General features: G+C 71.7%; 25 protein-coding genes. 15 read left to right on the top strand and 10 right to left on the bottom strand.

What is annotated here, in order from left to right; all coding sequences use genetic code 11:
• Positions 1-12: 12 nt before the first annotated feature.
• Positions 13-846 carry a transporter substrate-binding domain-containing protein gene (locus tag ACY34M_RS15290; protein ID WP_462718184.1) on the bottom strand — a complete coding sequence of 278 codons (834 nt, stop codon included), beginning with the start codon at positions 844-846 and terminating at the stop codon, positions 13-15.
• A 216-nt stretch (positions 847-1062) separates the two neighbouring features.
• Here ACY34M_RS15290 and ACY34M_RS15285 point away from each other — a divergent pair, with 216 nt between their 5' ends.
• The 3 genes from ACY34M_RS15285 (at position 1063) to ACY34M_RS15275 (ending at position 3759) form a co-directional block, all read left to right on the top strand.
• Positions 1063-1977 (top strand): LysR family transcriptional regulator, encoded by a 915-nt coding sequence (locus tag ACY34M_RS15285; protein WP_462718183.1) that lies wholly within the window; start codon positions 1063-1065, stop codon positions 1975-1977.
• A gap of 36 nt (positions 1978-2013) precedes the next feature.
• A complete protein-coding gene (locus tag ACY34M_RS15280; protein ID WP_462718182.1) occupies positions 2014-2457 on the top strand; it encodes an RrF2 family transcriptional regulator in 444 nt (147 codons plus the stop codon).
• 108 nt (positions 2458-2565) lie between these two features.
• Positions 2566-3759: a globin domain-containing protein gene (locus tag ACY34M_RS15275; RefSeq protein ID WP_462718181.1), complete on the top strand. Its 1194-nt coding sequence runs from the start codon at positions 2566-2568 to the stop codon at positions 3757-3759.
• A 4-nt stretch (positions 3760-3763) separates the two neighbouring features.
• Here the strand turns inward: ACY34M_RS15275 and ACY34M_RS15270 are convergent, their stop codons facing one another.
• On the bottom strand, positions 3764-4378 hold the full coding sequence (locus tag ACY34M_RS15270) for a nucleotidyltransferase domain-containing protein (RefSeq protein ID WP_462718180.1): 615 nt from the start codon (positions 4376-4378) through the stop codon (positions 3764-3766).
• A 134-nt stretch (positions 4379-4512) separates the two neighbouring features.
• Between ACY34M_RS15270 and ACY34M_RS15265 the strand changes: the two genes are divergently transcribed.
• On the top strand, positions 4513-5343 hold the full coding sequence (locus ACY34M_RS15265) for a transporter substrate-binding domain-containing protein (RefSeq protein ID WP_462718179.1): 831 nt from the start codon (positions 4513-4515) through the stop codon (positions 5341-5343).
• Positions 5344-5346: 3 nt separating this feature from the next.
• On the opposite strand, the gene ACY34M_RS15260 is transcribed toward ACY34M_RS15265, so the two are convergent.
• The gene (locus ACY34M_RS15260) at positions 5347-6927 is read right to left on the bottom strand and encodes a M81 family metallopeptidase (protein ID WP_462718178.1); all 1581 of its coding nucleotides are present in this window, start codon (positions 6925-6927) and stop codon (positions 5347-5349) included.
• Positions 6924-8117, bottom strand: a complete 1194-nt coding sequence (locus ACY34M_RS15255) for an ROK family protein (RefSeq protein ID WP_462718177.1) — start codon at positions 8115-8117, stop codon at positions 6924-6926. Before ACY34M_RS15255 ends, ACY34M_RS15260 begins: the two co-directional genes overlap by 4 nt.
• 227 nt (positions 8118-8344) lie before the next feature.
• Here ACY34M_RS15255 and ACY34M_RS15250 point away from each other — a divergent pair, with 227 nt between their 5' ends.
• The 9 genes from ACY34M_RS15250 to ACY34M_RS15210 all read left to right on the top strand — a co-directional run bounded on the left by ACY34M_RS15250 (position 8345) and on the right by ACY34M_RS15210 (position 18915).
• Positions 8345-10210 (top strand): peptide ABC transporter substrate-binding protein, encoded by a 1866-nt coding sequence (locus ACY34M_RS15250; protein WP_462718176.1) that lies wholly within the window; start codon positions 8345-8347, stop codon positions 10208-10210.
• The gene (locus ACY34M_RS15245) at positions 10207-11157 is read left to right on the top strand and encodes an ABC transporter permease (protein ID WP_462718175.1); all 951 of its coding nucleotides are present in this window, start codon (positions 10207-10209) and stop codon (positions 11155-11157) included. Before ACY34M_RS15250 ends, ACY34M_RS15245 begins: the two co-directional genes overlap by 4 nt.
• Complete coding sequence (locus ACY34M_RS15240) at positions 11154-12068, top strand: ABC transporter permease (protein ID WP_462718174.1); 915 nt, start codon at positions 11154-11156, stop codon at positions 12066-12068. Before ACY34M_RS15245 ends, ACY34M_RS15240 begins: the two co-directional genes overlap by 4 nt.
• Before the next feature lie 45 nt (positions 12069-12113).
• Positions 12114-14147, top strand: a complete 2034-nt coding sequence (locus ACY34M_RS15235) for an ABC transporter ATP-binding protein (RefSeq protein WP_462718173.1) — start codon at positions 12114-12116, stop codon at positions 14145-14147.
• A 91-nt stretch (positions 14148-14238) separates the two neighbouring features.
• Positions 14239-15327 carry a WD40/YVTN/BNR-like repeat-containing protein gene (locus ACY34M_RS15230; RefSeq protein WP_462718172.1) on the top strand — a complete coding sequence of 363 codons (1089 nt, stop codon included), beginning with the start codon at positions 14239-14241 and terminating at the stop codon, positions 15325-15327.
• A 91-nt stretch (positions 15328-15418) separates the two neighbouring features.
• Positions 15419-16096 carry a uracil-DNA glycosylase gene (locus ACY34M_RS15225; RefSeq protein ID WP_462718171.1) on the top strand — a complete coding sequence of 226 codons (678 nt, stop codon included), beginning with the start codon at positions 15419-15421 and terminating at the stop codon, positions 16094-16096.
• Positions 16093-17145, top strand: a complete 1053-nt coding sequence (locus tag ACY34M_RS15220) for an N-acetylglucosamine kinase (RefSeq protein ID WP_462718170.1) — start codon at positions 16093-16095, stop codon at positions 17143-17145. Before ACY34M_RS15225 ends, ACY34M_RS15220 begins: the two co-directional genes overlap by 4 nt.
• Before the next feature lie 80 nt (positions 17146-17225).
• The gene (locus tag ACY34M_RS15215) at positions 17226-18161 is read left to right on the top strand and encodes a sirohydrochlorin chelatase (protein WP_462718169.1); all 936 of its coding nucleotides are present in this window, start codon (positions 17226-17228) and stop codon (positions 18159-18161) included.
• Between the two features lie 103 nt (positions 18162-18264).
• The gene (locus ACY34M_RS15210; protein ID WP_462718168.1) at positions 18265-18915 is read left to right on the top strand and encodes a class I SAM-dependent methyltransferase; all 651 of its coding nucleotides are present in this window, start codon (positions 18265-18267) and stop codon (positions 18913-18915) included.
• Here the strand turns inward: ACY34M_RS15210 and ACY34M_RS15205 are convergent.
• The 3 genes from ACY34M_RS15205 to ACY34M_RS15195 all read right to left on the bottom strand — a co-directional run bounded on the left by ACY34M_RS15205 (position 18912) and on the right by ACY34M_RS15195 (position 22980).
• On the bottom strand, positions 18912-19949 hold the full coding sequence (locus ACY34M_RS15205) for a lactonase family protein (protein WP_462718167.1): 1038 nt from the start codon (positions 19947-19949) through the stop codon (positions 18912-18914). The genes ACY34M_RS15210 and ACY34M_RS15205 overlap by 4 nt on opposite strands.
• Positions 19950-20010: 61 nt before the next feature.
• Entirely contained in the window at positions 20011-21288 is a 1278-nt protein-coding gene (locus tag ACY34M_RS15200; protein ID WP_462718166.1) for a nitric oxide synthase oxygenase, read from the bottom strand.
• Positions 21289-21495: 207 nt separating this feature from the next.
• The gene (locus ACY34M_RS15195) at positions 21496-22980 is read right to left on the bottom strand and encodes an FUSC family protein (RefSeq protein WP_462718165.1); all 1485 of its coding nucleotides are present in this window, start codon (positions 22978-22980) and stop codon (positions 21496-21498) included.
• Positions 22981-23508: 528 nt separating this feature from the next.
• On the opposite strand from ACY34M_RS15195, the gene ACY34M_RS15190 reads away from it, so the two are divergent.
• Positions 23509-23802 (top strand): hypothetical protein, encoded by a 294-nt coding sequence (locus ACY34M_RS15190; protein WP_462718249.1) that lies wholly within the window; start codon positions 23509-23511, stop codon positions 23800-23802.
• A 193-nt stretch (positions 23803-23995) separates the two neighbouring features.
• Positions 23996-24964 carry a phosphotriesterase family protein gene (locus ACY34M_RS15185; protein WP_462718164.1) on the top strand — a complete coding sequence of 323 codons (969 nt, stop codon included), beginning with the start codon at positions 23996-23998 and terminating at the stop codon, positions 24962-24964.
• Here ACY34M_RS15185 and ACY34M_RS15180 read toward each other — a convergent pair.
• From ACY34M_RS15180 to ACY34M_RS15170, 3 genes are all read right to left on the bottom strand, one after another.
• Positions 24927-25169, bottom strand: a complete 243-nt coding sequence (locus tag ACY34M_RS15180) for a hypothetical protein (protein WP_462718248.1) — start codon at positions 25167-25169, stop codon at positions 24927-24929. The genes ACY34M_RS15185 and ACY34M_RS15180 overlap by 38 nt on opposite strands.
• Positions 25170-25228: 59 nt before the next feature.
• The gene (locus ACY34M_RS15175; protein ID WP_462718163.1) at positions 25229-25966 is read right to left on the bottom strand and encodes an HNH endonuclease family protein; all 738 of its coding nucleotides are present in this window, start codon (positions 25964-25966) and stop codon (positions 25229-25231) included.
• Positions 25967-26050: 84 nt separating this feature from the next.
• A complete protein-coding gene (locus ACY34M_RS15170) occupies positions 26051-26632 on the bottom strand; it encodes a hydrolase (RefSeq protein ID WP_462718162.1) in 582 nt (193 codons plus the stop codon).
• Positions 26633-26697 lie beyond the last annotated feature (65 nt).

The following is a 26697-nucleotide window of genomic DNA, read 5'->3' as shown; positions in this document are numbered from 1 at the left end:
TCTTCACGGTGCTCACTTGGCGGCCACGTCCTTCGGCATCGGGCCGATCCACTGCTCGTACAGCTTCTTGTACGTGCCGTCCTTCTTGGCCTCACCGATCGCCTTGTTGATCGCGGCGAGCAGCTTCGGGTTGCCGCCCTTCTTCACGGCGAAGCCGTACTGCTCGCCGGTGGGGACGGTGCCGACGAGGCGGAACTTGGCGGCGACGGCGGAGTCCTTGAGCCAGTTCTGGACGACCGGGTAGTCCTGGACCAGTACGTCGACCTGGCCGGTGCGCAGCCCGTTGAGCTCGGCGTCGGAGCTCTCGAAGGACTGCGAGTCGACGCCCTTCTTGTGTGCCAGGTCCTCGCCGGTGGTGGCGGCCTGGGAGCCCAGCTTCAGCTTGCCGCCCTTGATGTCCTCGAGGCTCTTCGCGTCGACTCCCTTGCGGGCGAGCAGCGCCTGGTCGGCGTCGAAGTAGGGGTCTGAGAAGTCGAGGTTCTGCTTGCGCTCGGGGGTGATGGTCATGCCGGCGGCGGCGACGTCGCACAGGCCCGCGTTGAGGTCGGCGCCGGTCTTGATGGTCTCGAAGGACTTGTCGATGATGTCCTGCTTGACGTCGAGCCGCTTCGCGACGAGGTCGATCAGGGAGACGTCGAAGCCGACGACCTTGCCGTTCTTCTCCGACTGGAAGGGCGCGTACGGCAGGTGGGTGCAGGTGGTCAGCTTGCCCTTGTGGACCAGCTTCGCCCCGTCGGCGGTCGTCGTGACATCGGCGCTCTTGCTGCACGAGGTCGTCAGGGCCACGAGGCAGGCCGCGACGGCGAGCGGGACACAGCGGCGGGCGAGGCGTGCGGTTGAGGTCACGGTACTTCCCTGGGACGTGGAGGGGCGGACGGTACGCGGCACGAACGCCCGAGAGCACGTCGGTCCGGGGTGCTGGACCGGCACTGACCTCGGGAAACACGGAGATTCGGACACACTGACGCACCGTTGCGGCAAGGTCTACATCGCGTTTCTTTGCCCACCCCAAGAAACACTTATCGATCTTGACTTGCGGGGTGAACTCCATAGCTTGTACGCATGTTTGACTCGCGGCACATCCAGACGTTCGCCGAGGTCGTGCGCACGGGCTCCTACGCGGCGACGGCGCGGGGCCTCGGGTACACGCAGCCCGCCATCAGCCAGCAGATGAAGGCGCTCGAACGCGCCGCGGGCACGCCGCTGTTCGTCCGGGCGGGCCGGGGGCTTCGCCTCACGGACGCGGGGCGGCTGCTGGCCCGGCACGCCACGGGCATCCTCAGCTCCATCGAGACGGCGCACGGCCAGCTGCGGGCGATCACCCGCCTCGAATCGGGGCGGGTGCGCGTCTGCGCCTTCCCCGGCGCGAGCGCCACCCTGCTGCCGACGACGGTGGCCCGGGTCGCCGCGGCCCATCCGGGCGTCCGTGTCGAGCTGTTGGAGGAGGAGCCACCGGACTCGTTGCACGCGCTGCGCGAGGGGCGGTGCGATCTGGCGCTCGCCTTCTCCGGTGACGCCGCCGCCGACGGCGAGGGGGTGTCGGGTCTGGTCGAACTGCCGCTGCTCGACGACCCGCTGCTGGTGCTCCTGCCGACCGGGCACGCCCTCGCCGACCAAGGCCGTGTGGAGCTGGGGCAGTTGGAGCGGGAGCCCTGGATAGCCGGGTGCAGGAGGTGCCGCGGGCACTTCGTCGCCGCCTGCGCGCAGGCGGGTTTCGCGCCGGACATCGTCCACGCCACCGACGACGGTCTCGCGGTGCAGGGCCTGGTGGCCGCCGGGGCGGGCATCGCGCTGGTGCCCGGCATGGCGGTGTCGTCGCTGCGGCACGCCGACGTGGTAGCCCGCCCACTCTCCCCCGCGGACCGCCGCCGCGTGTCCGTGTTCGTGCGCGAAGGACATGAGACGGCGCCGGTCACCGGCCTCGTCCTGCGGATGCTGGGCGAGGTGGCGGGAAAGCTGCGCCCACCCACCCTTTAATTTGCCTTTCAGATGCAACATTAATATTCTGCGGCCATGCGGTTGACGCGATTCACGGATCTCGCCCTGCGCGTCCTGATGCGACTCGCGGTCGAGGAGGGCGAACAGCCCACCACGCGCGAGGTCGCGGGCGCCATGGAGGTGCCGTACACCCACACCGCGAAGGTCGTCGCCAAGCTCCAGCACATGGGGCTCGTGGAGGCGCGGCGCGGCCGGGGCGGCGGGCTCGCGCTCACGGGAGCGGGCCGCTCGGCGTCCATCGGCGGCCTCGTACGGGAGCTCGAAGGTCCGGGGGACGTCGTGGACTGCGAGGGGACGACACCGTGCCCCCTGCGCTCGGCCTGCCGACTGCGGGGAGCGCTGCGCGCAGCGCAGGAGGCGTTCTTCGCGACGCTCGATCCGCTCACCCTCGCCGACCTCGTCGAGGCCCCCACAGGACCACTGTTGGTATCGCTCAGCCCCGCGCCCCCTCCGGGCTGACCCGGCACCCCGAGCGCCGGGCGGCAGCCCACTTCGCACCCTCTCCGAGCCGGGCAACACCCGCACCTTTAAATACGAATCTGAGATTCAGATTAAGGAGTCCTGCCGATGCTCACCGACCAGTCGGCCACCGTCGTCCGCGCCACCCTGCCCGCCGTGGGCGCCGCCATCGAGGACATCACCGGCCTCTTCTACGAGAAGCTGTTCGCGGCCCACCCCGAGCTGCTGCGCGACCTGTTCAACCGCGGCAACCAGGCGGCAGGGTCCCAGCGCCAGGCCCTCGCCGGGTCGATCGCCGCGTTCGCCGCACACCTCGTGAACACCCCGGACGCCCGGCCCGACGTGATGCTGGCCCGCATCGCGCACAAGCACGCATCGCTCGGTGTGCGCGCCGACCAGTACCCTGTCGTGCACCGGCACCTCTTCGAGGCCATCGCCGACGTGCTCGGCGACGCGGTCACCCCGGAGGTCGCGGCGGCCTGGGACGAGGTGTACTGGCTGATGGCGAACGCCCTCATCGCGATCGAGCAGCGGCTCTACGCGGAGCAGGGCGCGGTCGACGGCGACGTCTGGCGGGAGTGGGAGGTGGTGTCCCGCGCCGAGGAGACCCCCGACGTCGCGTCCTTCCTGCTGCGCCCGGCCGACGGCGCCCCTGCCCCCGCGTTCAAGGCGGGCCAGTACGTGTCCGTGCAGATCGAACTCCCCGACGGGGCACGGCAGATCCGCCAGTACAGCCTGACCGGCGCGCCCGCGGCCGAGGGGCGCTCCATCGCGGTGAAGCGGGTCGACGGCGGCGGCGCGACGCCCGACGGCGAGGTGTCGAACCACCTGCACGCGCACGTCCGCGAGGGCGACCGGCTGCGGGTCTCCGCGCCGTACGGCGACCTCGTCCTGACGGCCGACGAGGCGCCCCTGCTGCTCGTCTCCGCCGGTATCGGCTGCACCCCGGTCCTCGCCATGCTGGAGGACCTGGTGGCCACCCGGCACCCGGGCCCGGTCACCGTCGTGCACGCCGACCGCTCCCCCGACACCCACGCGCTGCGCAGGGAGCACGCGGCCCTCGCCGCCAAACTCCCCGACGGCGCCGCCCACTTCTGGTACGAGGAGGGGGCCACGATCGCCCAGCACACGGGCCTCGCCGACCTCACGCAGGTGTCCGTCGCGCCCGGCACGCGCGCGTACCTGTGCGGTCCACTGCCCTTCATGCGGGCCATGCGCGAGCAGTTGCTCGCCAAGGGGGTCGGGGCGGCCGACATCCACTACGAGGTGTTCGGTCCCGACCTGTGGCTGGCCGCGGCCTGACGCCTCAGCCGGCCAGCCGCTCCCGCCAGGGGTGATCGGCCCCGTACGTGGTGGTGAGCGCGTCGACGAGCCACCGGCGCTGCCCCGGCCCCAGCACGGGCAGCGCCGCCTCGAAGTCCACCTCGTCCTTGGGCCGCAGCCCTTTGGCCTTGTAGTGGAGCTGGACTTCGGGGGTGACGGCCGGTGTGCCGTCGGCGGCGGTGAAGCCGAGCGCGTCGAGCGGCCGCCGCAGGCGCGGGTCGCGGCGGGACACCCACTCCCCGCCCTCGGACTCCTCGAGCATGAGCTGGATGCGCCAGGAAGTGCTGCCCGCGGGGCGGCACCAGAAGTCGTGCACGTCGGCCGCGAGCACCTCCCCCGGCTCCCAGGGGCGCAGGCTGCCCGGCGGGTCCGCGGCCCACAACTCCCAGCCGTCCAGGATCTGGTGGGCCAGGTGCTGGTCGCGGCGGAGCAGCATCACGTCGATGTCTCCGTGGGCGCGCAGGGGCCGCCCCGCGGCCAGCTCGATGGCGAGACCGCCGGCCACCCACCAGGGCGCGCCGATCCCCTCGAAGCGAGCGACGACCTCGCTCACGGGGGCCGGGTCCCACGGGTCGAACGGTGCGTCGAGTCGTCTCATGCGCGCAATTCTTCCCTCGCCCCGGCTGCGTGACCGAGCCGTGGACACCGCCTTCACCGGCGCGACCTCTTCTGACATGGTGTGCCACTGAACGATCCGTTCACCCTGCAACCACCCCGTGCCGAGGAGTCGCGATGAGCCGCCGCACGTCCAGACAACGTGTCGCCACCCTGTCCGCCCTGGTCTGCCTGCTGGGCCTGACCGCCGCCGCGCCCGCCGCGCCGTCGGCCACCCAGCAGTCCACCAAGAAGCCGCGGGCGAGCCTGCTCGACACGGTTCCCAGGTCCGGTGTGCTGCGTGTGTGCACGACCGGCGACTACAAGCCGTTCACGTACAAGGACCCGAAGGACGGTTCGTACAGCGGCATCGACATCGACATGGCGAAGGACCTCGCCAAGAGCCTGGACGCCAAGGCCCAGTGGGTGGACACCACGTGGGCGAACCTGTCGGGCGACCTGTCCGCCGGAAAGTGCGACGTCGCCGTCGGCGGTGTCTCGATCACGCTGCCGCGCGCCCGCCAGGTGTACTTCAGCGAGCCCACCCGCGAGGACGGCAAGACGCCGATCGTGCGGTGCGCGGACAAGGACAAGTACCAGACACTCAAGGACATCGACCGGTCAGGGACGACGGTGATCGTCAACCCCGGTGGCACCAATGAGCAGTTCGCCCGCGCGAACATCAAGCAGGCCACCATCAAGGTCCACCCGGACAACCGCACGATCTTCGACGAGATCGTGGCGGGCCGGGCGGACGTGATGATGACGGACGCGAGCGAGACGCTCTACCAGTCCAAGCTCCACCCCGAGCTGTGCTCGATCCACCCCGACAAGCCGTTCTCGTTCGCGGAGAAGGCGTACGCGACGCCGCGCGGCGACCACGACTTCCACAGTTACGTTGACCAGTTCGTGCACCTGGCGACGCACGACGGCACGTACGACAAGTACGAGTCGGAGTGGCTGGACTGAGCGCTAGAGAAGGGTCGGCGTGAGGTCGGGTCCGCCTTCGGAACCGGCCTCGTACGCGTCCTCGTCGAACGGGTACAGCGGGCGCTCCACCCGGTGGTGTCCCAGGCGCAGCAGGTCCTGGTCGACACCGCCGGGGGTGAGCGCGAGCAGCCAGTCGGCGGCCATGTCGTGCAGTTCCGGCTCCAGGTAGCCGATCTTGACGACGACCACGTCGTACGTGCGCGGGTCGATGCCGAGACCGCCCTCGGCCGGGCCCGTGAAGTCGGCGAGCGTGTGGAACGGCTTGCGGCGCTCGACGAGGATCACGGTGAGGCCGCCGACGCGGACGGCCGCCATGTCGACACCGCGGTCGTACGCGCCGCCCGCGACACCGTCCTTGCGGTCGTCGGCGCGCTGCAACGCCTCGACGGTGCCGGTGAGTTCGTACGGTCCGCCGTGGTTCGCGTCGACCTTGCCGCCGACGGAGAGCGTCACCTCGGCGCCGACTCCGGCCTGGAAGCAGGCGGCGACGGCGACCGGGTCGGTGATGCCGGGGTGCACGGCGGTGACCCGGCCCTCCCGGATCTCCTCGTTCTCGAGCAGCTTGCCCAGCATGTACGCGAGGTCGCCCGCGCCACCGGCCGTCGGGTTGTCGCCGGAGTCGCTGATGAGAAAGGGCCGCTTGTCGGAGGCGACCGCCTTGTCGATGCACTCCTCGGCGCCGCCGGTCGGGCCGACGAAGAGGAAGTCCTTGCGGGCGTCCCAGTAGCGGCGGGCCAGCGACTCGGCTTCCTGCGCGGCGAGTTCGGCGTCGTCGCCGGTGACGACGATGGCGGCCTTGCAGCGCGGCTCGTCGGCCCAGGCATAGCCGACCCACATCGCGGCGTCGAGGATGCCCTCCTTGCCCTCGATGTCGGCGAGCGAGGCATAGAGGGACTTCGCGGGCTCCAGGCGGGTGCTGGTCTTCTCGCCGGGCAGCAGGACCGGGACCTGGACCCAGGCGCGGTGCGGCCGCTTGCCCTCGCGCAGGCAGTGCACGAGGTTGCGGGCGGCGCGCTCGCGGGTGTCCCATGCGTCCTCGTGCGGGGCGAGGCGGTGCGCGGTGAGCAGGTCGATCGGCTCGGCGAAGCGGCGCGAGACATTGCCGTGCAGGTCCATCGCCGTGGAGATCACCGGGCGGCCCGCGGCCGGGTCGTCGGGCGTGCCGTTGTGGTCGAGCGCCGCGCGGACCGCCTCCGTGAGGTCGCCCTCGGCGTCGGTGAGGCCGATGACGCTCATGGCGCCGTGGATGTCGTACACGAGCCCGTCGAGCGGGCCCGCCTCCCGTATGCGGGTGACGAGTTCGTTCTTGAGGATCAGGTACGACTCGGCCTCCACCGGGCCGCCGGGCAGAGAGGTCGCGTGCAGCAGCGGCACCCACTCGACGAGCTCGGCGAGGTCGGAGTCCCTTTGCGTCCACGTGTAACGGTCGAGGAGGTCCTGGCCGCGCGTCTGCCGGAAGTCGTCCGTGGTGGAGCGGTGCGGGCAGAACGTGGACGACTCGATACCGATGCCTCCGATGCCGATGCGCAGGCGGCGGCCGGTGATCGGGGTGGTGCTCGTCATGCGTGGACGCTCTCTTCCTTGTGGGCGGGGGCAGGGGCGGTGGCCGACAGGTTCTTGTGCAGCGCCGTGAGCCCGGCGCCGAGCAGGCCCGCGTCGCGGCCCGCGGCCGTCGTGGTGATCTCCAGGTCCGCCGTGGCCAGCGGCAGGCAGCGCTCGTAGAGCACGCCGCGGACGGCGGCGACGAGGGGTTCGGCGGTGGCGAGGACGCCGCCGATGGCGACGGCCCGCGGGTTGAAGAAGTTCACGACGACGGAGAGCACCGTGCCGATGTGCCGTCCCGCCGCGCGGACGAGGGTGGTGGCGACGGGGTCGCCGTCGGCGACGAGCTGAAGCAGCTCGGTGGTGTTCGCCACGTCGACGCCCTGCGCGCCGAGTTCGCGGATGAGGGCGGCGCCGCTCGCGACGGTCTCCAGGCAGCCGATGTTCCCGCAGGAGCACGGCCGCTCCCCCGCCGCCTCCACCCGTACGTGGCTGATGTCTCCGGCGCTGCCGTTGGCGCCGTCGTGCGGGCGGCCCGCGACGATGACGCCGCTGCCGATGCCGCGGCCCGCCTTCACGACGACCATGTGATCGAGCTCGGGCCGTGTGGTGCGGTGCTCGCCGACCGCCATCATCGTGGCGTCGTTGGCGACGGTCACCGGCATGCCGAGCCGCTCGGCAAGGACGTCGCGCAGCGGGTAGCGGTGCCAGCCCGGCATCCGCGAGGGGCTCAGGACACGGCCGTCCGCCGGGTCGACGGGGCCGGGGAAGGAGACGCCGAGGGCGCGCACGGTGCGGCCCGACTCCCGCTGCCGCTCGGCGAGTCGGGTCACCTGCTCGCAGAGCCAGTCGACGGCGGACTCGGGTCCGGCCGTGATGTCGTGCGGCAGGTCGACGGCGTCGTGCACGTCCGCGCCGAGGTCGACGGCGCCGAGCCGCGCGTGGCGGCTGCCGAGGTCGGCGGCGAGCGCGACGCCGCCCTGCGCCTTGACCCGGAGGAGGCGGGGCCTGCGTCCGCCGCGCGAGGCGCCCTCGCCGGACTCGGTGAGCACGCCCTGCGCCACCAGTTCCTGCACGCGCAGCGAGACGGTGGAGGGCGCGAGGCCCAGCTCCCTGACGAGGTCGGCGCGGGAGGAGGCGGCTCCGGACGAGACGAGCCGGAGTATGTGCTGGGCCGAGCCCGGCTCGCCTTCGTTCGCGGTGTCCGCCATCAGGTCCCCCTGGAGACTTGCTTCGATGCGTACTTACTTCGATCAGTTCGTTCGAGGTCGAACCGAACACTAACCACTGGCGAACCAAGTTCGCCAGGCCCCAGGGATTTTGAACTACTTTCCGAATGAACCTATTGACTTGATTCGAACGGCCGACTTAGCGTTCGGGCGCCCCTCGTCGAATCTTCACACGGGGCAGGATCCCGTCCCCTTGGAGGCCCTTCGGCATGCGTTCCCTCAGGTCAAAGGTGCCCGCCGCGCTCGCCCTCGCGGCGGCGCTCGTGGCGCTCACCGGCTGCACGCACGAGGCCGGCGGCATCGCCATGGGCCCGACGGGCGGCACCCCCGTCAAGGGCGGCACGGCCACCATGGCCCTGCCGCCCGCGGCGACCCCGAACTGGATCTTCCCCATCGGCGCACCCGGCTACGGCGCCTCCTACAACTACGGGATCCAGTCACAGCTCTACATGCCCGTGTACGACGCCGTGCAGAAGAAGGGCGAGCTGGTCACGCACGGCCCGAGCACGCTCGGCCGGAAGCCGAAGTACAGCGACGGCAACAAGACGGTGACCGTGCCGCTGCGCAAGGGCGTCACATGGTCCGACGGGACCAAGGTGACCGCCCGCGACCTGGAGTTCTGGTTCAACCTCGTCAAGGCGAACAAAGCCGACTGGGGCAGCTACTCGGTCGGCACCATGCCGGACAACGTCAAGAAGTTCGAGATCGTCGACGAGAACACCGTACGGCTGCGGCTCGACCGCTCGTACAACCCGGACTGGTTCACCGCGAACCAGCTCTCCCTGATGCGCGCCCTGCCGCAGCACGCCTGGGACGCGAAGACCGACGGCGGCAAGGTCGGCGACTTCGACCGCACCACCAAGGGCGCCAAGGCGGTCTTCGCCCGGCTCACCCAGCACGCCAAGAGCCTCGGCTCGTACGGCAGCGACCCGCTGTGGAAGACCGTCAACGGGCCCTGGAAGCTGGCCGGCTGGCAGGACAGCGGACAGGTGACGCTGGTCCCGAACGAGAAGTACACGGGGCCGAAGTCGGAGCGCCCGCGCCTCGACAAGGTCGTCTTCAAACCCTTCACCACCGCCGACTCCGAGTACAACGTGCTGCGCTCAGGCGGCGTCGACTACGGCTACATCCCGCCGTCGGTGCTGGCGCAGAAGGAGAAGTTCGAGGACAAGGGGTACCGCGTCGACCCGTGGGAGGGCTGGGCGGCCACCTACATCGTCTACAACTTCAACTCCACGCACGCGGGCCCGGAGATGAACCAGCTCTACATCCGGCAGGCGATGCAGCACCTCGTCGACCAGAAGGCGATGAGCAAGGTCGTCTGGCAGGGCAGCGCCACCGAGACGCTCGGCCCGGTCCCGGTCACGCCGAAGAGCCAGTACCTGTCGAAGGACATGGCGCACAACCAGTACCCGTTCTCCGTCTCCAAGGCCAGGTCGCTGCTGACGGCGCACGGCTGGAAGACCGTCGACGGCACGGCGCGCTGCGTACGGCCCGGAACCGGCGACGACGAGTGCGGCAAGGGCATCGCCAAGGACGCCCCGCTGGAGCTGACCCTGCTCTCGCAGTCCGGCTCGACCGAGACGACGAACATGATGCAGGAGCTCAAGTCCTCGCTCAGCAAGGCCGGCATCGACCTCACGGTGCGCCAGCAGCCGCTCAACTCCGTGCTCGGCAACTCCGTACCGTGCAAGACGAAGGACCCCGGCTGCAACTGGGACATGTCCTTCTTCGGCACCGCGGGCAGCTGGTACTACCCGCTCAACCCGAGCGGTGAGCAGCTCTTCTCCACGGGCGCCTCCTCCAACTTCGGCAACTACAGCGACGAGAAGGCCGACCGCCTCATCCGGGCCGTGCAGTACGCACCCGACATGAAGGCCGTCCACGAGTACGGCGCGTACCTGGCCGAGCAGCTGCCGGTGATGTGGATGCCGAACCCCGCGTACCAGGTGTCCGTGATCCGCAACGACCTGCGCGGCGTCGAGCAGAACCCGACCGTGACGTTCCAGCCGTCGCACTGGTACTTCGTCAAGGGCGCCAAGTCCAAGAACGACAAGAAGGAGGCCGCGAAGTGACCGGCTTTCTGGTCAAGCGTTTCCTTCAGGCGCTCGTCGTCCTGTTCCTCGTCTCGATCATCGTCTTCACGCTGCTGCACCTGCTGCCGGGCGGACCGGCCCGCGCCATCCTCGGCCCCAAGGGCACCCCGCAGCAGATCGAGCACTTCAACCATGTTCAGGGCTACGACCGTTCGCTGCCCACGCAGTACCTGATGTACATCAAGCGCCTGGTGACCGGCGACCTCGGAGAGTCGTACAAGCTGAACTCGCCGGTGTTCGACCTGCTCACCCAGCGGCTCCCCAAGACGCTGCTGCTCACCGTCATGTCGACGGTTCTCGCGGTGATCATCGCGGTGCCGCTCGGGCTGCTCCAGGCGGTGCGGCGCGGCAAGGCGTCCGACTACGCGCTGACGGGACTCGCGTTCCTGATGTACGCGACGCCGGTGTTCTTCCTCGGACTCGTCATGATCATCCTGTTCGCGCAGGTGCTGCCGATCTTCCCGGCGGAGGCCCCGCAGGGCGAGACGATCGGCCAACTGCTCGGCGACATACCGGGGCTGATCCTGCCGGTGGTGACCATGGCGTTCGGCATCGTGGCCATGTTCAGCCGCTACATGCGCTCGGCGGTCCTCGACAACCTCACCGAGGAATACGTGCGCACGGCCATGGCGAAGGGCCAGTCGAGCCGCCGGATCATGGTCAGGCACGTGCTGCGCAACGCCCTGATCCCGCTCGCCACCCTCCTCGGGCTCTATCTCCCGACCCTGTTCAGCGGCGCCCTCGTCGTCGAGTCGATGTTCAACTACCCCGGCATGGGCCTGCTGTTCTGGAACGCCGCGCAGGGCTCGGACTTCCCCGTCCTCCTCGGCGTGACCCTCGTCGTCGGCATCGCGACCGTCCTCGGCTCGCTGCTCACCGACATCCTGTACGCCGTCCTCGACCCGCGGATCCGGAGCGTGGCATGACCACTGCTGTGACCACCTCATCCATACCGGGAACCATCGACGAGGCTGAGGCCGCGCAGGCCACACCCTCGCTGGCCCGCCGAACCCTGCGCGTGTTCACGGGCAACAAGCTGGCCCTGACCGGCGTCGTCGTGCTCGTCCTGCTGCTGGCCTTCTGCTACCTGGGCCCGCTGCTGCACCCGACGGAGCAGGTCCACACGGACCTGTCCCGGGCGAACCTCTCGCCCGGCGCGTCCGGCCACCTGCTCGGCACCACCGACCTCGGCTACGACATGGTGGGCCGGCTCATGGTCGCCGGACAGACGTCCCTGGAGATCGGCCTCGCGGCGGGCCTCCTGGCGACGCTCTTCGGCACCGTGTACGGCGCCGTCGCCGGATACTTCGGCGGCTGGGTCGACGCGACGATGATGCGGATCACCGACGCCGCGCTCGCCATCCCCGCGATGTTCCTCCTCGTGGTCGTCGCCGCGATCATCACGCCCAGCAAGGGCATCCTGATCCTCATCATCGCGGGCGTCGCCTGGCTCTCCCCCGCCCGTCTGGTGCGCGGCGAGGCGCTGTCGCTGCGCAACCGCGAGTACGTACAAGCCATGCGGATGATGGGCGGTGGCGGCGCCCGCGCCGTGTTCAAACACATCGTCCCGAACGCCATCGGCACGGTCATCGTCAACTGCACCTTCCAGATCGCCGACGCCATCCTCTACGTCAGCTACCTGGCCTTCCTCGGCCTGTCGATCCCGCCGCCGTCCGCCGACTGGGGCTCGATGCTGTCCGCCGGCATCACGTACACGCAGAACGGCTACTGGTGGCTGATCTTCCCGCCGGGCATCGCGATCGTCCTGGTCGTCGCCGCGTTCAACTTCATCGGCGACGGGCTGCGCGACGCGTTCGAAGTACGGCTGCGCAAGTAACGCGCACATGGGACCAGGCAACGTAAGGGATCTAGGGAAGCTGACATGACCGAGCCTCTGCTCAGGATCGAAGACCTGCGCGTCGACATCTCCACGCGCGAGCGCACCGTCCATGCCCTCGACGGCGTCTCCCTGGAACTCGCGCCGGGGGACTCGCTCGGCATCGTCGGCGAGTCCGGCTGCGGAAAGACCATGACGGCGCTCAGCGTCCTCGGCCTACTGCCGCACGGCGGCGAGGTGACCGGCGGGCGCATCGTGTTCGAAGGACACGATCTGGCCGCCGCGCCCGCGCCGGTCCTCCAGGACGTCCGCGGCAACACCATCGGCATGGTGTTCCAGGACCCGCTGACCTCCCTGAATCCGACGATGACGATCGGCGCGCAGGTCGCGGAGCCGCTGCTGCTGCACCGGGACGTGTCCAAGAAGGAGGCGTGGGCGCGCGCCGAGGAGACGCTGCGCCTGGTCGGCATGCCGCAGCCGGCGGAGCGGATGAAGGCGTATCCGCACCAGCTGTCCGGCGGCATGCGCCAGCGCGTCGCCATCGCCATGGCCCTCGTCTGCGAGCCGAAGCTGCTGATCGCGGACGAGCCGACGACGGCGCTCGACGTGACGACGCAGGCCCAGATCCTCGAACTCATCGACGATCTGCGCGAGCGGCTCGGCATGGCGATGATCCTGGTCACGCACGACCTCGGCGTCATCGCGAACCGGGTCGACAAGGTGGCCGTCATGTACGCGGGTCAGGTGGCGGAACAGTCCGATGTACGTGGCCTGTTCGCCCGCCCCCGGCACCGCTACACGGAGGCGCTGTTCGCGGCGCTGCCCGAGCGCGCGGCGGACAACGACACGGAGCTGCACACCGTCCCCGGCCTGCCGCCGAGCCTGACGGTGCGGCCCACGGGGTGCCGGTTCGCGCCGCGCTGCCTGTTCGCGACGGACGAGTGCCGCACCCTTGAGCCGTTCCTCGAGGAGGACGAAGTGCAGGGCGCGGAGCACCGGTTCGCGTGCTTCCACCCGGTGCCGCACGAGGCGGAGGCGGCGGATCCCGACGAGGTGATCGCGCCGCCCGTGATCCCCGCGCAGTCGACGCCCGGTGACGTACTCGTCGAACTCGACACGCTGGTCAAGGAGTTCCCGCTCAAGGGCGGCCCGTTCTCGCGCAGCAAGGGCACGGTCAGCGCGGTCGGCGGGGTGTCGCTGAGCATCCGCAGGGGCGAGACGTTCGGCATGGTCGGCGAGTCCGGCTGCGGCAAGACGACGCTCGGCCGGATCGTGGCGGGCCTGGAGGAGCCGACGGCGGGTTCCGTACGGTTCGGGGGCCGGGACCGCGCCTCGATGTCGCGCGCGGAACGCCGGGCGCACCGCCGCGACGTCCAGCTGATGTTCCAGGACTCGACGGCTGCGATGGACCCGCGGATGCGGGTCGGCGAGATCCTGCGCGAGCCGCTGGTGATCCAGGGCGTCGGCGACCGGGCCGAGCAGGAGAGGCTGATCGGTGAACTCCTCGACGCGGTGGGCCTGCCGCGCGGCGCGGTGCACCGCTACCCGCACGAGTTCTCCGGCGGCCAGCGCCAACGCCTCGGTCTGGCACGGGCGTTGACGCTCTCCCCGGACCTGGTGGTGGCGGACGAGCCGGTCTCGGCGCTCGACGTCTCGGTCCAGGCGCAGATCCTGAACCTGATGCGCGAACTGCAGCGCGAGCGCGGCCTCACCTACCTGTTCATCTCGCACGACCTTGCGGTGGTCCGCTATCTCGCGGACACGGTCGGCGTGATGTACCTGGGCAAGCTGGTGGAGGTGGGCCCCGCGGAGCAGGTCTACAACAACCCGCTGCACCCGTACACGCGCGGACTGCTCGACACGGTCAACGTGCCGGACCCCGAGGCGGCCACCACCGGGACGCCGCTCACGGGCGAGACCCCGTCGGCGGCGAAGCCCCCGTCGGGCTGCCGGTTCCGCACGCGGTGCCCGATCGCGCAGGACGTCTGCGCGACGACGCAGCCGCCGGTGTCGACGCCCGCGACGGCGGACCACCAGGTGGCCTGCCACTTCCCGCTGGCGGTGCCGACACCGGTCTGACCTGCGGCGATGCCCGGTGCGGGGGCCGTTGTCAGTGGCGAGGTGCAGACTGACCGATACCTGGAGACAACGACGTTTCGGAGGTTTCGGCATGGCTGACGTACTGCTGGCAGTGGGTACCCGCAAAGGGCTCTTCCTGGGCCGCAAGCGCGAGGGCGGCACGTTCGAGTTCGACGAGAGCCCGTACTTCAACGCACAGGCCGTGTACTCGGTCGCCATCGACACCCGCGGGGAGCGACCACGGCTCCTCGCGGGCGGCGACAGCGCGCACTACGGACCGTCGGTCTTCCACTCGGACGACCTGGGCCGCTCGTGGACCGAGCCTTCCAAACCCGCCGTGAAGTTCCCCGAGTTCACCGGTACGTCGCTGGAGCGGGTGTGGCAGCTGCACCCGGCGGCGGCGGAACCGGACGTGGTGTACGCGGGCACGGAGCCGGCGGCGCTGTACCGCTCGGAGGACCGCGGCGAGACCTTCGAGCTGTGCCGGCCGCTGTGGGAGCACCCCACGCGCTCGCGGTGGGTGCCGGGCGGCGGCGGGGAGGGACTGCACACGATCCTCACGGACAGGCGGGACCCGCGGGCGGTCACGGTCGCCGTGTCCACGGCGGGCGTCTTCCGTACGACGGACGGCGGGGAGAGCTGGGATCCGGCGAACTCCGGGGTCGCGGCCGTCTTCCTGCCCGATCCGAACCCCGAGTTCGGCCAGTGCGTGCACAAGGTGACGCGGGACGCAGCCGACCCCGACCGCCTCTATCTGCAGAACCACTGGGGCGTGTACCGCAGCGACGACGGCGGCGGGAAGTGGACCGACATCGGCGCGGGCCTCCCGTCCACCTTCGGCTTCGCCGCCGCCGCGCACCCGCACCGCGGCGACACGGCCTACATCTTCCCGATCACCGCGGACAGCGACCGCGTCCCCGCCGACCACCGATGTCGCGTCTACCGCACGGCGGACGGCGGCGGCACATGGGAGCCGCTGACCGCCGGCCTCCCGGAGGGCGACCACTACGGCACGGTGCTGCGGGACGGACTGTGCACGGACGACAACGACCCGGCGGGCGTCTACTTCGGCAACCGCAACGGCGAGGTGTACGCGTCGGCCGACGACGGCGACTCGTGGAAGCAGCTGGCCTCGCACCTGCCGGACGTGCTGTGCGTGCGGGCGGCCGTGGTGGGGTGAGGCGGGCACGCGGCCCACTGCCCTTACCACGACGGGAGGTTGACGGTGGGCGGTTGAGGCGGGGGGCCGGTGCGGCAGTAGGGTGACGCCCGTGGCACCACGACCTCTCCATGAAATCGTCGAAGCGGGCTGGGCGAAAGCCCTCGAGCCCGTGGCCGGGCAGATCTCCGCGATGGGGGAATTCCTCCGCGCGGAGATCGCCGCCGGGCGCACCTACCTCCCGGCGGGCGCCAACGTACTGCGCGCCTTCCAGCAGCCGTTCGACGACGTGCGGGTGCTGATCGTCGGCCAGGATCCCTACCCCACGCCGGGGCACGCCGTCGGCCTCTCGTTCTCCGTGGCCCCGGACGTGAACCCCCTGCCGCCCAGCCTCGTCAACATCTACCGCGAGATGAACACGGACCTGGGGCTGCCGCAGCCGTCGAACGGCGACCTCACCCCGTGGACGCGGCAGGGCGTGCTGCTGTTGAACAGGGCACTCACCGTGGCGCCGCGCCGCCCGGCCTCCCACCGCGACAAGGGCTGGGAGCAGGTCACCGAGCAGGCCATCCGCGCGCTCGCCGCGCGCGGGACGCCGCTCGTGTCGATCCTGTGGGGCCGGGACGCGCGCAATCTGCGGCCGCTGCTCAGCGAATATCCGGCGGTCGAGTCCCCGCACCCCTCCCCCATGTCGGCGGACCGGGGCTTCTTCGGCTCGCGGCCGTTCAGCCGGGCCAACGACCTCCTCGAACGTCAGGGTGCGCAGCCCATCGACTGGCGCCTGTCGTGAGCGCCACCGGGGCCGGGTGGGTGCTCGGCGTGGACTCGGGCGGCTCCGGGCTCCGCGTCGCCCTCGCACCCGCCGACGACCTCGGGCAACCGCTCACGACGGCGTCGTCGGTGCCCGTGCGCACCTCGGCCTCCGGTATCGACCCCGCCCACATGGTGGAGCAACTGCTGCCGATGGCGCGGGAGTTGCTGGGCAAGGCCGTCGGGGACATCGCCCTGTCCGGCGTCGCGCTGGGCGCGGCCGGGATGGCCACCCTCGGCGACGGGCTGCGGGCCGAGCTGCCCGGGCTTCTCGGCCGCGAACTGGGCGTGGAACGGCTTGCGTTGGCCGCCGACGGGGTCACCGCGTACGCGGGCGCGCTCGGGCAGCGGCGCGGCGCGGTCGTCGCCGCGGGCACGGGGATGATCGCCCTCGGCACCGACCTGGTGAGCTGGCGGCGGGCCGACGGGTGGGGGCATCTGCTCGGCGACTGCGGCGGCGGCGCGTGGATCGGGCAGGCCGGTCTCGACGCGGCGATGCGGTCCTTCGACGGACGGCGGGGCGGCAGCAAGGCGCTGCTCGCCCTCGCCGAGGAACGGTTCGGGCCCGCCGGTGAACTGCCAGGCCGGATCTACCCGCGCACCGACCGCCCGGCGGCGCTCGCCGCGTTCGCCCCCGATGTAGCGCGCTGCGCCGCCGAGGACCCGGTGGCCGCGGGCATCCTGCGGGCGGCGGCCGCCCACATCGCCGAGTCCGCCGCGGCGGTCTGCCCGGCCGAAGGCGGTGACGTCGCGCTGACCGGCGGCCTGTTCAAGGCGGGTGAGCCACTGCTCGGCCCGCTGCGGGAGGAGCTCGCGGACCAGCTGCCGGGCGCCGTCGTCGTACCGGCCGCCGGCGACCCCCTGCACGGGGCTCTCGTGATCGCCGCCGCGCTCGCCTCGGACGCATTGCGGCTGCCGCGCGACCCGCGCCTGTGCCACGTGCCCCAGCTCGCGTTCGACGTGCCGCAATTCACTTCGAATATCCCGCACACCCCTCCGGACCAGGACACTTGCAGGATTCGTAACTGAAAGGACAATCTCGGACGGAAACCGCTCACCTGCACCCTGACCGAACAACGAAGCCGGTCGAGCCAGTAGCATGCGGCGCCATGAGCACCCCCACTGGGCCCGCATCCGGCCTGCCCGTACGAATGCCGCGACCCCGACAGCCCGGACGTCACCGTCGTCCGGAACCCGTGGCCGCCCCTGAGGGCGCGCCGTCCCTTGTGCTCGCGGTGCCCGGCACGCCCAGCGCCGCCACGCGCATGCTCGCCGACGAGGTGGTGAGCATCGCCCGTTCCGAGCTGCCCGGTCTGGACGCGCGGGTCGGTTTCGTGGAGGGTGAGCTCACCGACTTCCCGATCTCTGCGGAGTTCCCCTCGCTGGCGTCCGTGCTCGCACACGCCGCGAAGGAGCGCACCGCCCGCTACGAGCAGGCGCTCGCGGCGGGCGTCGAGGCGCAGGAGCCGGCCGGTCCCGTCGGGGTCGTCGTGCCGCTGCTCGCGGGCCCGGACAACGCGCAGCTGCGGCAGATCCGGCAGGCCATCGCCGACAGCCGGGTCGCCGCGGAGCTGACCGACGTGCTCGGCCCGCACCCGCTGCTCGCGGAGGCGCTGCACGTGCGCCTTTCGGAGGCCGGTCTGGCCCGCGCCGACCGCGCCCGCCTCTTCGCCGTGACCACGGCGGCGGACGGGATCATCCTCGCCTCGATAGGCGGCGAGGAGGCCGTGCAGGCCGCCGGGATCACCGGGATGCTGCTCGCCGCGCGGCTCGCCGTGCCGGTGATGGCCGCGGCGCTCGACGAGGAGGGGGCGGTCGCCGCCACCGCCGAGCAGCTGCGCGGTTCCGGTTCGCAGCAGTTGGCGCTCGCGCCGTACCTCATCGGTCCCGAGCTCGATCCGTCCGTGCTGGAGGCTGCCGCCAAGGACGCGGGGTGCGCCGTCGCGGAGCCGCTGGGGGCGTATCCGGCGATGGGCAAGCTCGCCCTTGCCAAGTACACGACGGCGCTGGGCATCACGCCGCAGCCGGTTGCCTCCGGCAGCTGAGCGCTCGGGGGTTGGACAGGGCGGGGGTCCGGGACGGTGTCCCGGACCCCCGCTTTTGCCTGTGTGCCTGACGTGGTTGATCTTTGGCCGTTACCGTCGGGGGATGAGCCTCGATGACGCCTTGGTGACGGAACAGATGGCTTACTACCGGGCTCGGGCGCCCGAGTACGACCGGCCGTACGCGGAGCGGGCCGATCTGCGGGAGTTGTTGCGGGCCAGCGCCCGGTGGCCGGTCCGCGGGGACGTGCTGGAGCTGGCCTGCGGGACCGGACAGTGGACCGCGCAGTTCGCGCCGCGCGTCACGTCGGTGACGGCCGTCGACGCGTCGGAGGAGGTCCTCGCGATCGCACGGGAGCGGGCCTCCGCGCCCAACGTCCGCTTCGAGCAGGCCGATCTGTTCGAGTGGCGGCCGACCCGGCGCTACGACACCGTGTTCTTCGGTTTCTGGCTCTCGCACGTGCCGCCTGCCCGGATGCCGGGGTTCTGGAGCTCCGTCGCCGCCTCCCTCGCCCCGGGCGGCAAGGTGGTCTTCGTCGACGACGGCCCGCCCATGGCCGCGGACGAGGAGGTGCTGATGGGCGAGTCCGTCCCGGCGGCGGTGCGCGAGCTCGACGACGGCAGCCGGTACCGCATCGTGAAGGTCTTCCACGAGGCAGAGGCACTGACCGGGGACCTGGCCTCCCTCGGCTGGGCGGCGGAGGTACGCCCCGCGGCGCAGAACTACCTCGTGGGCGTGGCGGAGCCGGCGGTCTAGGCGAACACCACGCAGGACGGCGCCGGGACCGGCACGCTGCCGCCGCGCACCGGCACCCCCGAATCCCGGTCGACCGCGAACCATGTCACGTCGCCGGAGCGCTCGTTCGCGGCGTACAGGAACCGGCCGGACGGGTCGAGGGCCAGGTCTCGGGGCCAGTCGCCGCCGCAGGGCACGGTGCCGCGCAGGGTCGGCTGCTCGCCGCTCGGGTCGAGGACGAAGAGCGAGAGCAGGTCGGCGCCGCGCGTCACGGTCCACAGGAAGCGCCCGTCGGGGGCGACGACGAGCGCGGAGGGGTACGCGTCGCCGGTCGGCGTCCCCGTGAGGACGGGGATCTCCGTGAGGGGCTTGAGGGTGCCGTCGGCGGCGTCCAGGGCGCAGACCGTCAGCGTCGGGGCCAGCTCGTTGAGGACGTACACGTAGTCGCCCGACGGGTGGAACGCCAGGTGGCGGGGGCCGGAGCCGGGGCGCAGGGCCGTCTCATGGTGCGGGAGGAGACCGCCGTCGGGGGTCTTCGTGTACGTGTGGATCGAGTCGGTGCCCAGGTCGACCGCGAGGGCTCTGGTGCCGGTCGGGTCGGGCAGGATCTGGTGGGCGTGCGGGGACTGCTGGCGCTGCGGGTGCGGGCCCGAGCCCGTGTGCCGGTGGACCTCGACCGCGGACTCGTCCGGGATGCCGTCGGCCCGCAGCCGCACCGAACTGACGCTGCCGGAGCCGTAGTTCGCGGTCAGCACCTGCCCGTCCCACACGGACAGATGGGTGGGGCCCGCGCCGGACACGGCGACCGGCGGCGCGGCGAGCGTCAGCGGCGCCGAGTCCGCGCGGAACGCGGCCACCGCCCCGTCGGCCGTCTCGCTCACCGCGTACAACAGGCCGCCGGAGAGCGTCAGGTAGGAGGGGTCGGGCAGTTCGTCGGTGGCGTCGAGGAGGGTGAGCGAGCCGTCCTTGGGGTCGTGCGCCGCGGTCACGATGCCGCGGCCGCCCGCCGCCGTGAACGATCCGATGTACGCCCGCCCTGCCTGACTTCCGGTCACTGCTTCCCCTTTCGGCGTGCGGGCCCGGCGCCCGTGCCGCCGACGGTAGCAGCGGGCCGCGTCAGCGCGGCTCCCGCCAGGGGGTCGCGGGCCGTCGCGGCGCCGGTTCCTCGCCGCGGGAGCGGGTGTGGGCCGCCGGGTGGTGGACGTAGGCCGGGGTGCTCGGCGCGTTGTCGTACGTGCGGTGGAAGACCGGTGTCGTCGAGCCGGAGAGCGGGGGGACGATCCAGGACCAGTCGGCGCCGACGGCACGGCCGCGGGACTCCTCGCGGGCGAGGTGGGCGAGGAAGCGCCGGGACTCGGTGTGGTGGTCGGCCATGGTGACACCCGCGCTGTCGAAGGAGTGCAGCACGGAGCGGTTCAGCTCGACGAGGGCCCGGTCCTTCCAGAGGGAGCGGTCGGTCGAGGTGTCGAGGCCGAGGCGGTGGGCGAGGTACGGCAGGAGGTTGTAGCGGTCGGTGTCGGCGAGGTTGCGGGCACCGATCTCCGTGCCCATGTACCAGCCGTTGAACGGGGCCGCGCCGTAGCAGACGCCGCCGATCTCCAGGCACATGTTGGCGAGCGCGGGGACCGCGTGCCAGCGCAGGCCGAGCCCGGACCACCAGTCGAACTCCGGGTGGTGCAGCGGCACTTCGAGAACCGCGTCCCGCGGGAGGTCGAAGCAGCGGGGCCGCTGGTGCGGGGCCTGCTGGATCACCAGGGGCAGGACGTCGAAGGGGGTGCCTGGGCCACCGCGCCAGCCGAGGTCGCGGGCGTACGCGGTGAGTCCGGCGCCGCGCGGGTCGCCGATCACGTGGCCGTCGCGCTGTACGTAGCCGGCGTAGCGGATGAGCTGTTCGTTCCAGATGCGGGGGCCGGGGCGGGTCGGCCGGTCGGGGGCGAAGACCGTGATGAGCGGGCGGATGTGGCCGTCGGGCGCCGCCTCGCGCAGATGGTCGGCGCAGGCCGCGGCGATCTCCTCGGCGGTGGCGAGATGGCGCAGGTCGCGGACGCGCAGGGACTGCCAGTAGAGGCGGCCTATGCAGCGGTTGGCGTTGCGCCAGGCGACGCGGGCGCCGAAGGCGAGTTCCTCCGGGGTGTGCGTGTACGTGCCCGTGGCCGCGAGTTCGGCGTCGACCTCGGCGAGGCGGGGGGCCGGGTCGCCGAGGTTCTGCTCGGCGTGGTGCTGGCGGACGAACGCGGCGGCGGCGTGCGCGACGTCGGTGGTGCCGCCAGGGGTGGCGGGCCTGGGGCGGGTGCCTTCGGCGGTGACCGGGCAGCGGTCGTGGCGGGGGGCGGGTTGGCGGTTCGGGGCGAGGGCCAGCCAGCCGGCGGGGTCGGGTGTTCCGTCCCTACGCACGTCGCTTCTCATGGTGCACCCCCAGCGGCTCGACATCGCTGCGAGACAACCACAAGTCGGTGGGGGTGGGCGGTCGGTTACGGCTGTGTGGGGGGCGTGCGGAGTTGTTCTGGGGCGCGGGACCCGCCGTTTTACGCCGCTTCTGGCTCACCATTCAAGCCCCTGCGGCGATTGAGCAGGGGGGTCCGGGGCGGAGCCCCGTGGCCGCTACGCCGCTCGGCGCAACGGAACCGCCAGGTCGGTCAAGGCGCGCTCCAGGGCGTGCAGGTGGGCCAGGACCGGGTGCTCCACGTCCGCGGCCACCGGAGCCGACACGGTAGCGCGGACGCGAGGCGCATCCGTGGTCAGCGCCTCGACCGCCGCCTCCACCCGCTGGCACGCCGCCGCGAGCCGCGCATCGTGCGAGGCCTCAGGATCGGCGGCGACGGACGCGAGCCCACGCACCTCGCGCGCACAGTCGTCGAGCAGCGCGAGCACCTGCCGGGCCCGGCCCTTGCGGGCCTTCACCGGGCTCAGCGGATGCACGAGCGGCGACAGCGAGAGTCGGACGCGGCCGAGGATGTGCTCCAGTTCGGCGACGCGTGGCGCCGGATCGGCGCTCTCGTCGCCGCCGAGCCGCGCCGCCGCCTCGGCCGTGCACGCGTGCACGCACCGCAGCGCCCGCTCCACCCACGCCTCGGTGACGGAGTGCGTGGTCACGGGCAGCAGGAGCAGCACCGCGAGCACCGCGCCGAGCGAGCCGACCGCCGTCTCGGCCACCCGCAGGGCGAGCAGCGCCGGGTCGAGCACGCCCAGGAGCCCGTACAGCATGCTGGCCATGACGGTGACCGCGAGCATCATCCACGTGTAGGAGACGTGGGCGGTGTAGAAGATCCCGAAGACGCTGACCGCGACGATCACGGCGGCGGCCACGGCGTGGTGGTGCAGCGGTACGGCGACCAGGAAACCGAGCACGATACCGAGGACCGTGCCGAGGAACCGGCGAAAGCCCCGCACCACGGTCTCCCCGCGCGATGTCGTCGCCACGAACACCCACCACGTGGCGCCCACGGCCCAGTACCACCGCTGGTCCGAGAGCAGCTGCCCGATGCCGAGCGCGAAGGCGGCCCCCGCGGTCGCCTGCACGGCCTGCCGCGTGGTGATCCGCGCGAGCCCCGCGCCGCCGCTCGGCGCGGGCACGCCGACGGGCGCCGGGAGCCGCCGCTCGTAGCACCACACCCCGAACCGGACGAACGCCGCCGCACCGAGGGACAGCAGCACGGCGACGTAGAGCTCGGGCAGTTGCCGGGGCACGGTGTGCAGGAACTGGGCGGCGAAGAAGGTCATGAACGCGAAGACGCCGAGCGAGTGCCCGCGCGGCCCCCACCGCCGCGCGTACACGCCCGCGCCCACCACGGCGAGGAACGCGAGATCGCGCGCGAGGGGCATGTCGTGCAGGGCCGCGGCGAGCGCCAGCACCGGCAGTCCGACGGCCGGCAGCAGCGCCGTCGTCACCGCCTGCCCGCGCACCGTCGCGTCGGTGACGGTGAACAGGGCGAGCAGCGCGGCGAGCCCGCCGGTGATCGCGCCCGTCAGGGAGTGTCCGGTCGCGCCGCACAGGGCGACGGCGAGCCCGATCCCCAGCACGGCCCGCGTCGCGAACCGCAGCCGTATGCGCCCCGGGTCCGCCGCCACGAACGCCCTCTTCAGCAAAGTGTCCCGCCCCTTTCCGTACCGCGTGTTCACTGCCGACATGGAAAAGGCGCCGCGGAGACCCGTCCGGGTCCGCAGCGCCATCGACGCGTCCATCTCAGCACCTGCGAGGCCTTTGGTTCAACTGTGCCCAATTTCGCTGAGCCATTGGCACAGTCCCTCGTGTCCGTAGCGCCGCACCACCGGGCCATCTGCCCAGCCGTCCACCGCCCGGGCGCGGGCGGTCACGCCGTCCTCGGGGAACGCCCGTGATGCGCGGTGTCTGTGAAGTGACCGTGAAGCGGGTTTCGGGGGCCCTGGACGGGCAACATGCCGCCCGTGACGCACCCCAACGACGGCATGCCGAGCGATGCCCCATACGGTCCCGGTCCGAACCGGCCCCCTTACCGGGGCCCCAACCCGCACGACGGTCCTCCGGAGCCCGCCTACCGCCAGGATCGCGACGTTCCCTACGAGCCGGTCCCGTACGAGCCGGTCCCGCACACCGGGTACGGCCAGAACAACGGGTTCACCCCGAACGGCCGCCCGGTGCGGGGCCGCAACGGGCAGGGCGCGGACCGTCTCGCCCTGGTCGTGCACTCCCTCGCCGACATCGCGGCCGCCTTCCTGGCCCTCTGGATCGTGCTGTACCTGCTCGACGCGAACCAGGCGAACCCGTTCGTCGACTTCGTGCACGGCGTGGCCGACTGGCTCGCGGGCTGGGCGAAGGACATCTTCACGATGGACACGGAGGGGATGCGGGTCTTCTTCAACAACGCGCTGCCCGCGGTGATCTACCTCGTGGTGGGCCACGGCGTCGCCGCCTGGATCCGCCGTCTGTGAACCGCTCGTCCGGCTGGACCTCGGGGCGCCCCCAACGCCCTGCAGGCTCCACCGGCGGGCCCGGTCGGCCCACGGACCGGCCGCTCCCGGATCACACCCGTCCCGCACCTTGACGCCCGCGGGCGCCCGGCGGGACCCTCGGCTCACCTTGAATCCGACGTCAACTCCGACGTCCACATCGAGAGGCGCGCCGATGACGCAGGTCTGGACGGTCCGCGGTCCGGTCGACTCCAGCGAACTCGGGAACGTACTCGTCCACGAACATGTCGTCATCGTCGGCGAGGAGTTCCGGCAGAATTACGCGGCGTGGGACGAGCAGGCCGTCGTCGACGACGCGGTCGCCCAGCTGAACGAGCTCAAGGGGCTCGGCATCGACACGATCCTCGACCCGACGGTGCTCGGCCTCGGCCGGTACATCCCCCGCATTCAGAAGATCGCCGCACGGACCGACCTCAACATCGTCGCGGCGACCGGGCTCTACACGTACGACGACCTGCCGTTCCAGTTCCACTACAACGGGCCGGGCACCCTGTTCGGCGGGCCCGAGCCGCTCGTCGACCTGTTCGTGAAGGACCTGACGGAGGGCATCGCGGACACCGGTGTGCGGGCCGCGTTCCTCAAGTGCGCCATCGAGGAGCAGGGCCTCACCCCCGGCGTCGAGCGGGCCATGCGGGCGGTCGGCCGGGCCTCCGTGCTCACCGGGGCGCCCGTCACCGTGCACACCCATCCGGCCTCGGGCTCGGGGCTCGTAGCGCAGCGCGTGCTCACCGAGGAGGGTGTCGACCTCTCCCGCGTCGTCATCGGGCACTCCGGTGACAGCGACGACCTGGACTATCTGACGCGGCTCGCCGACGCCGGCTCGTACCTCGGCATGGACCGGTTCGGGCTCGACTCGCCGCTGACCACGGATCAGCGGGTCGACACCGTCGTGGAGCTGGTGCGCCGCGGCTACGCGGAGCGGATCACGATCTCGCACGACGCCGCGTGCGTCATCGACTGGTTCGGTGACATCGACCGCGCCGAGGTCGCCCCGCACTGGAACTACCGGCACATCAGCGAGGACGTACTGCCCGCCCTCGCCGACAGGGGTGTGTCCAAGGACGACATCGACACGATCCTGCGGGTCAATCCCCGGCGGACTTTTGAGAACCCGGTGGGCTGACCGCTCCTCCCCCGTCGGCCACGCGGCGCAGCACCTCGGCATGGAGCGCGGCGAGTCCCTCCGGGGGCAGCGGCGCCGGGCTGCCGGTGAGCGTGTACCACTCGTCGGCGCCGGTGTACTGGACGGCGATCCGGGCGCGGTCCGCGCTCTCCCGGATCGTCGAGACGGTCAGGTCGCCGGTGACCACGCCGACCTCGTCGGTCATGGCGCCACCGCGACCGGCGTGCACGTCGTCGGTCAGGGACTCGGCCTTGTCGTCGGCGCTCACGCGGAACACGTTCCCAGCATCGTCGTCAGCTCCTTCTTCTCGGCGTCGGTGACCGTCAGTTCGTACGTCGACTTCACCGACACCCAGGACCGGGCGTACGTGCACCAGTAGTCCTTGGCCTCGGGCTGCCACTCGTCGGGGCCCTGGTCGCCCTTGGAGCGGTTCGAGTGGGCGGACACCGACAGGAGTTGGGGGTGCTTGAGGTCGTTGGCGAACGTCTTGCGCTCTTCCTGCGTCCACTTGTCGGCGCCGGAGCGCCAGGCGTTGGCGAGCGGCACGGTGTGGTCGATGTCGAGGTCCCCGGCGTCCGTGAACTTCTCGCCGTCGTACACGCTCACCCAGTTCCCGGACTCCGCCCGGCACTCGTCGTTCGTCTCGACGTCCTTGCCGTCGCGCTTCAGGACGGCTTCGCGGGTGTCGCAGCTGTCGCCCTGCTCCGCCCAGTGCGGGAACTTGTCGCGGCTGTAGCCGGACATCGATCCGTGCGGCGCCACCTTGAGTTCGGCCAGTTCGTCGCGCGCCTGGTCCGCGCCCGGCACGCCGGGCAGAGTGCCTTCCTGCGCGGGGGCGCCGGCGCTCGCGCCGTCCGACGCCGAGGGACCGGCGCCGTGCGCCCCGTCGTCGGCCGCGCCGCCGCCCACTCCCTGGCAGCCCGCGAGCAGCAGCACCGTGAGCGCGGCGGGCGCCGCCGTCCGCGCCAACCGCCCGAACCCCGTACGTTCCTGAAACCCCATGCCCCGCAACTACCTTCCGTCGGCCGCTTCGAACACACGCAGCGTACGTGGCGGCCGACGGTGCGTCAGGGACCGGGGCGCGGCTCAGTGCGTCGAAGCGAGCAGCTTCAGGATCTCGTCCGTGCTGCCGGTCTCCCCGAGGCGGGGGAAGATCCGCTCGACGCTGCCGCGGTGTCCCTCGGCGTCGAGGTCGGTCATGGCGTCGGTGGCGAGGGTGACGTGGTATCCGTGCTCGTGGGCGGCGCGGGCCGTGGACTCAACGCCGATGCTGGTGGCGACGCCGGTGAGGACGACCTGTGTGATGCCGCGGCGGCGCAGGTGCAGATCGAGGTCGGTGCCGTAGAACGCCGACCAGTTCCGCTTGGTGACGGTGATGTCCTGCGGGTGTCCGGCGAGCGCTTCGGTGATCTCGTCCCAGCCCTCGGGCATGGCACGGCCGCTGCTGGGCGTCTCGGTGCGGCCGGGCACGGTGTCGGAGCCGTCGGCGGCGAACGAGACCCGGACCAGGACGACCGGGAGCCCGGCGGCCCGGAATGCGTCGGCGAGGCGGGCGCTGCGGTCGACGACGTCGGACACGGCGTACGGGGCCCCGGACACCCCCATGAGGCCCTTCTGGAGGTCGACGACGACGAGGGCTGACGTGGGGTCGAGGGTGGTGACAGACATGTGTACTTCCTTAAGGGCGTGCGGTGTTGAGGGAAGGGGGTCGAGGCAAGGGGTGGGTGGTGCGG

The organism is Streptomyces sp. EDA2-14, assembly GCF_054963755.1.
This window is presented reverse-complemented; position numbering and strand designations above follow the sequence as displayed.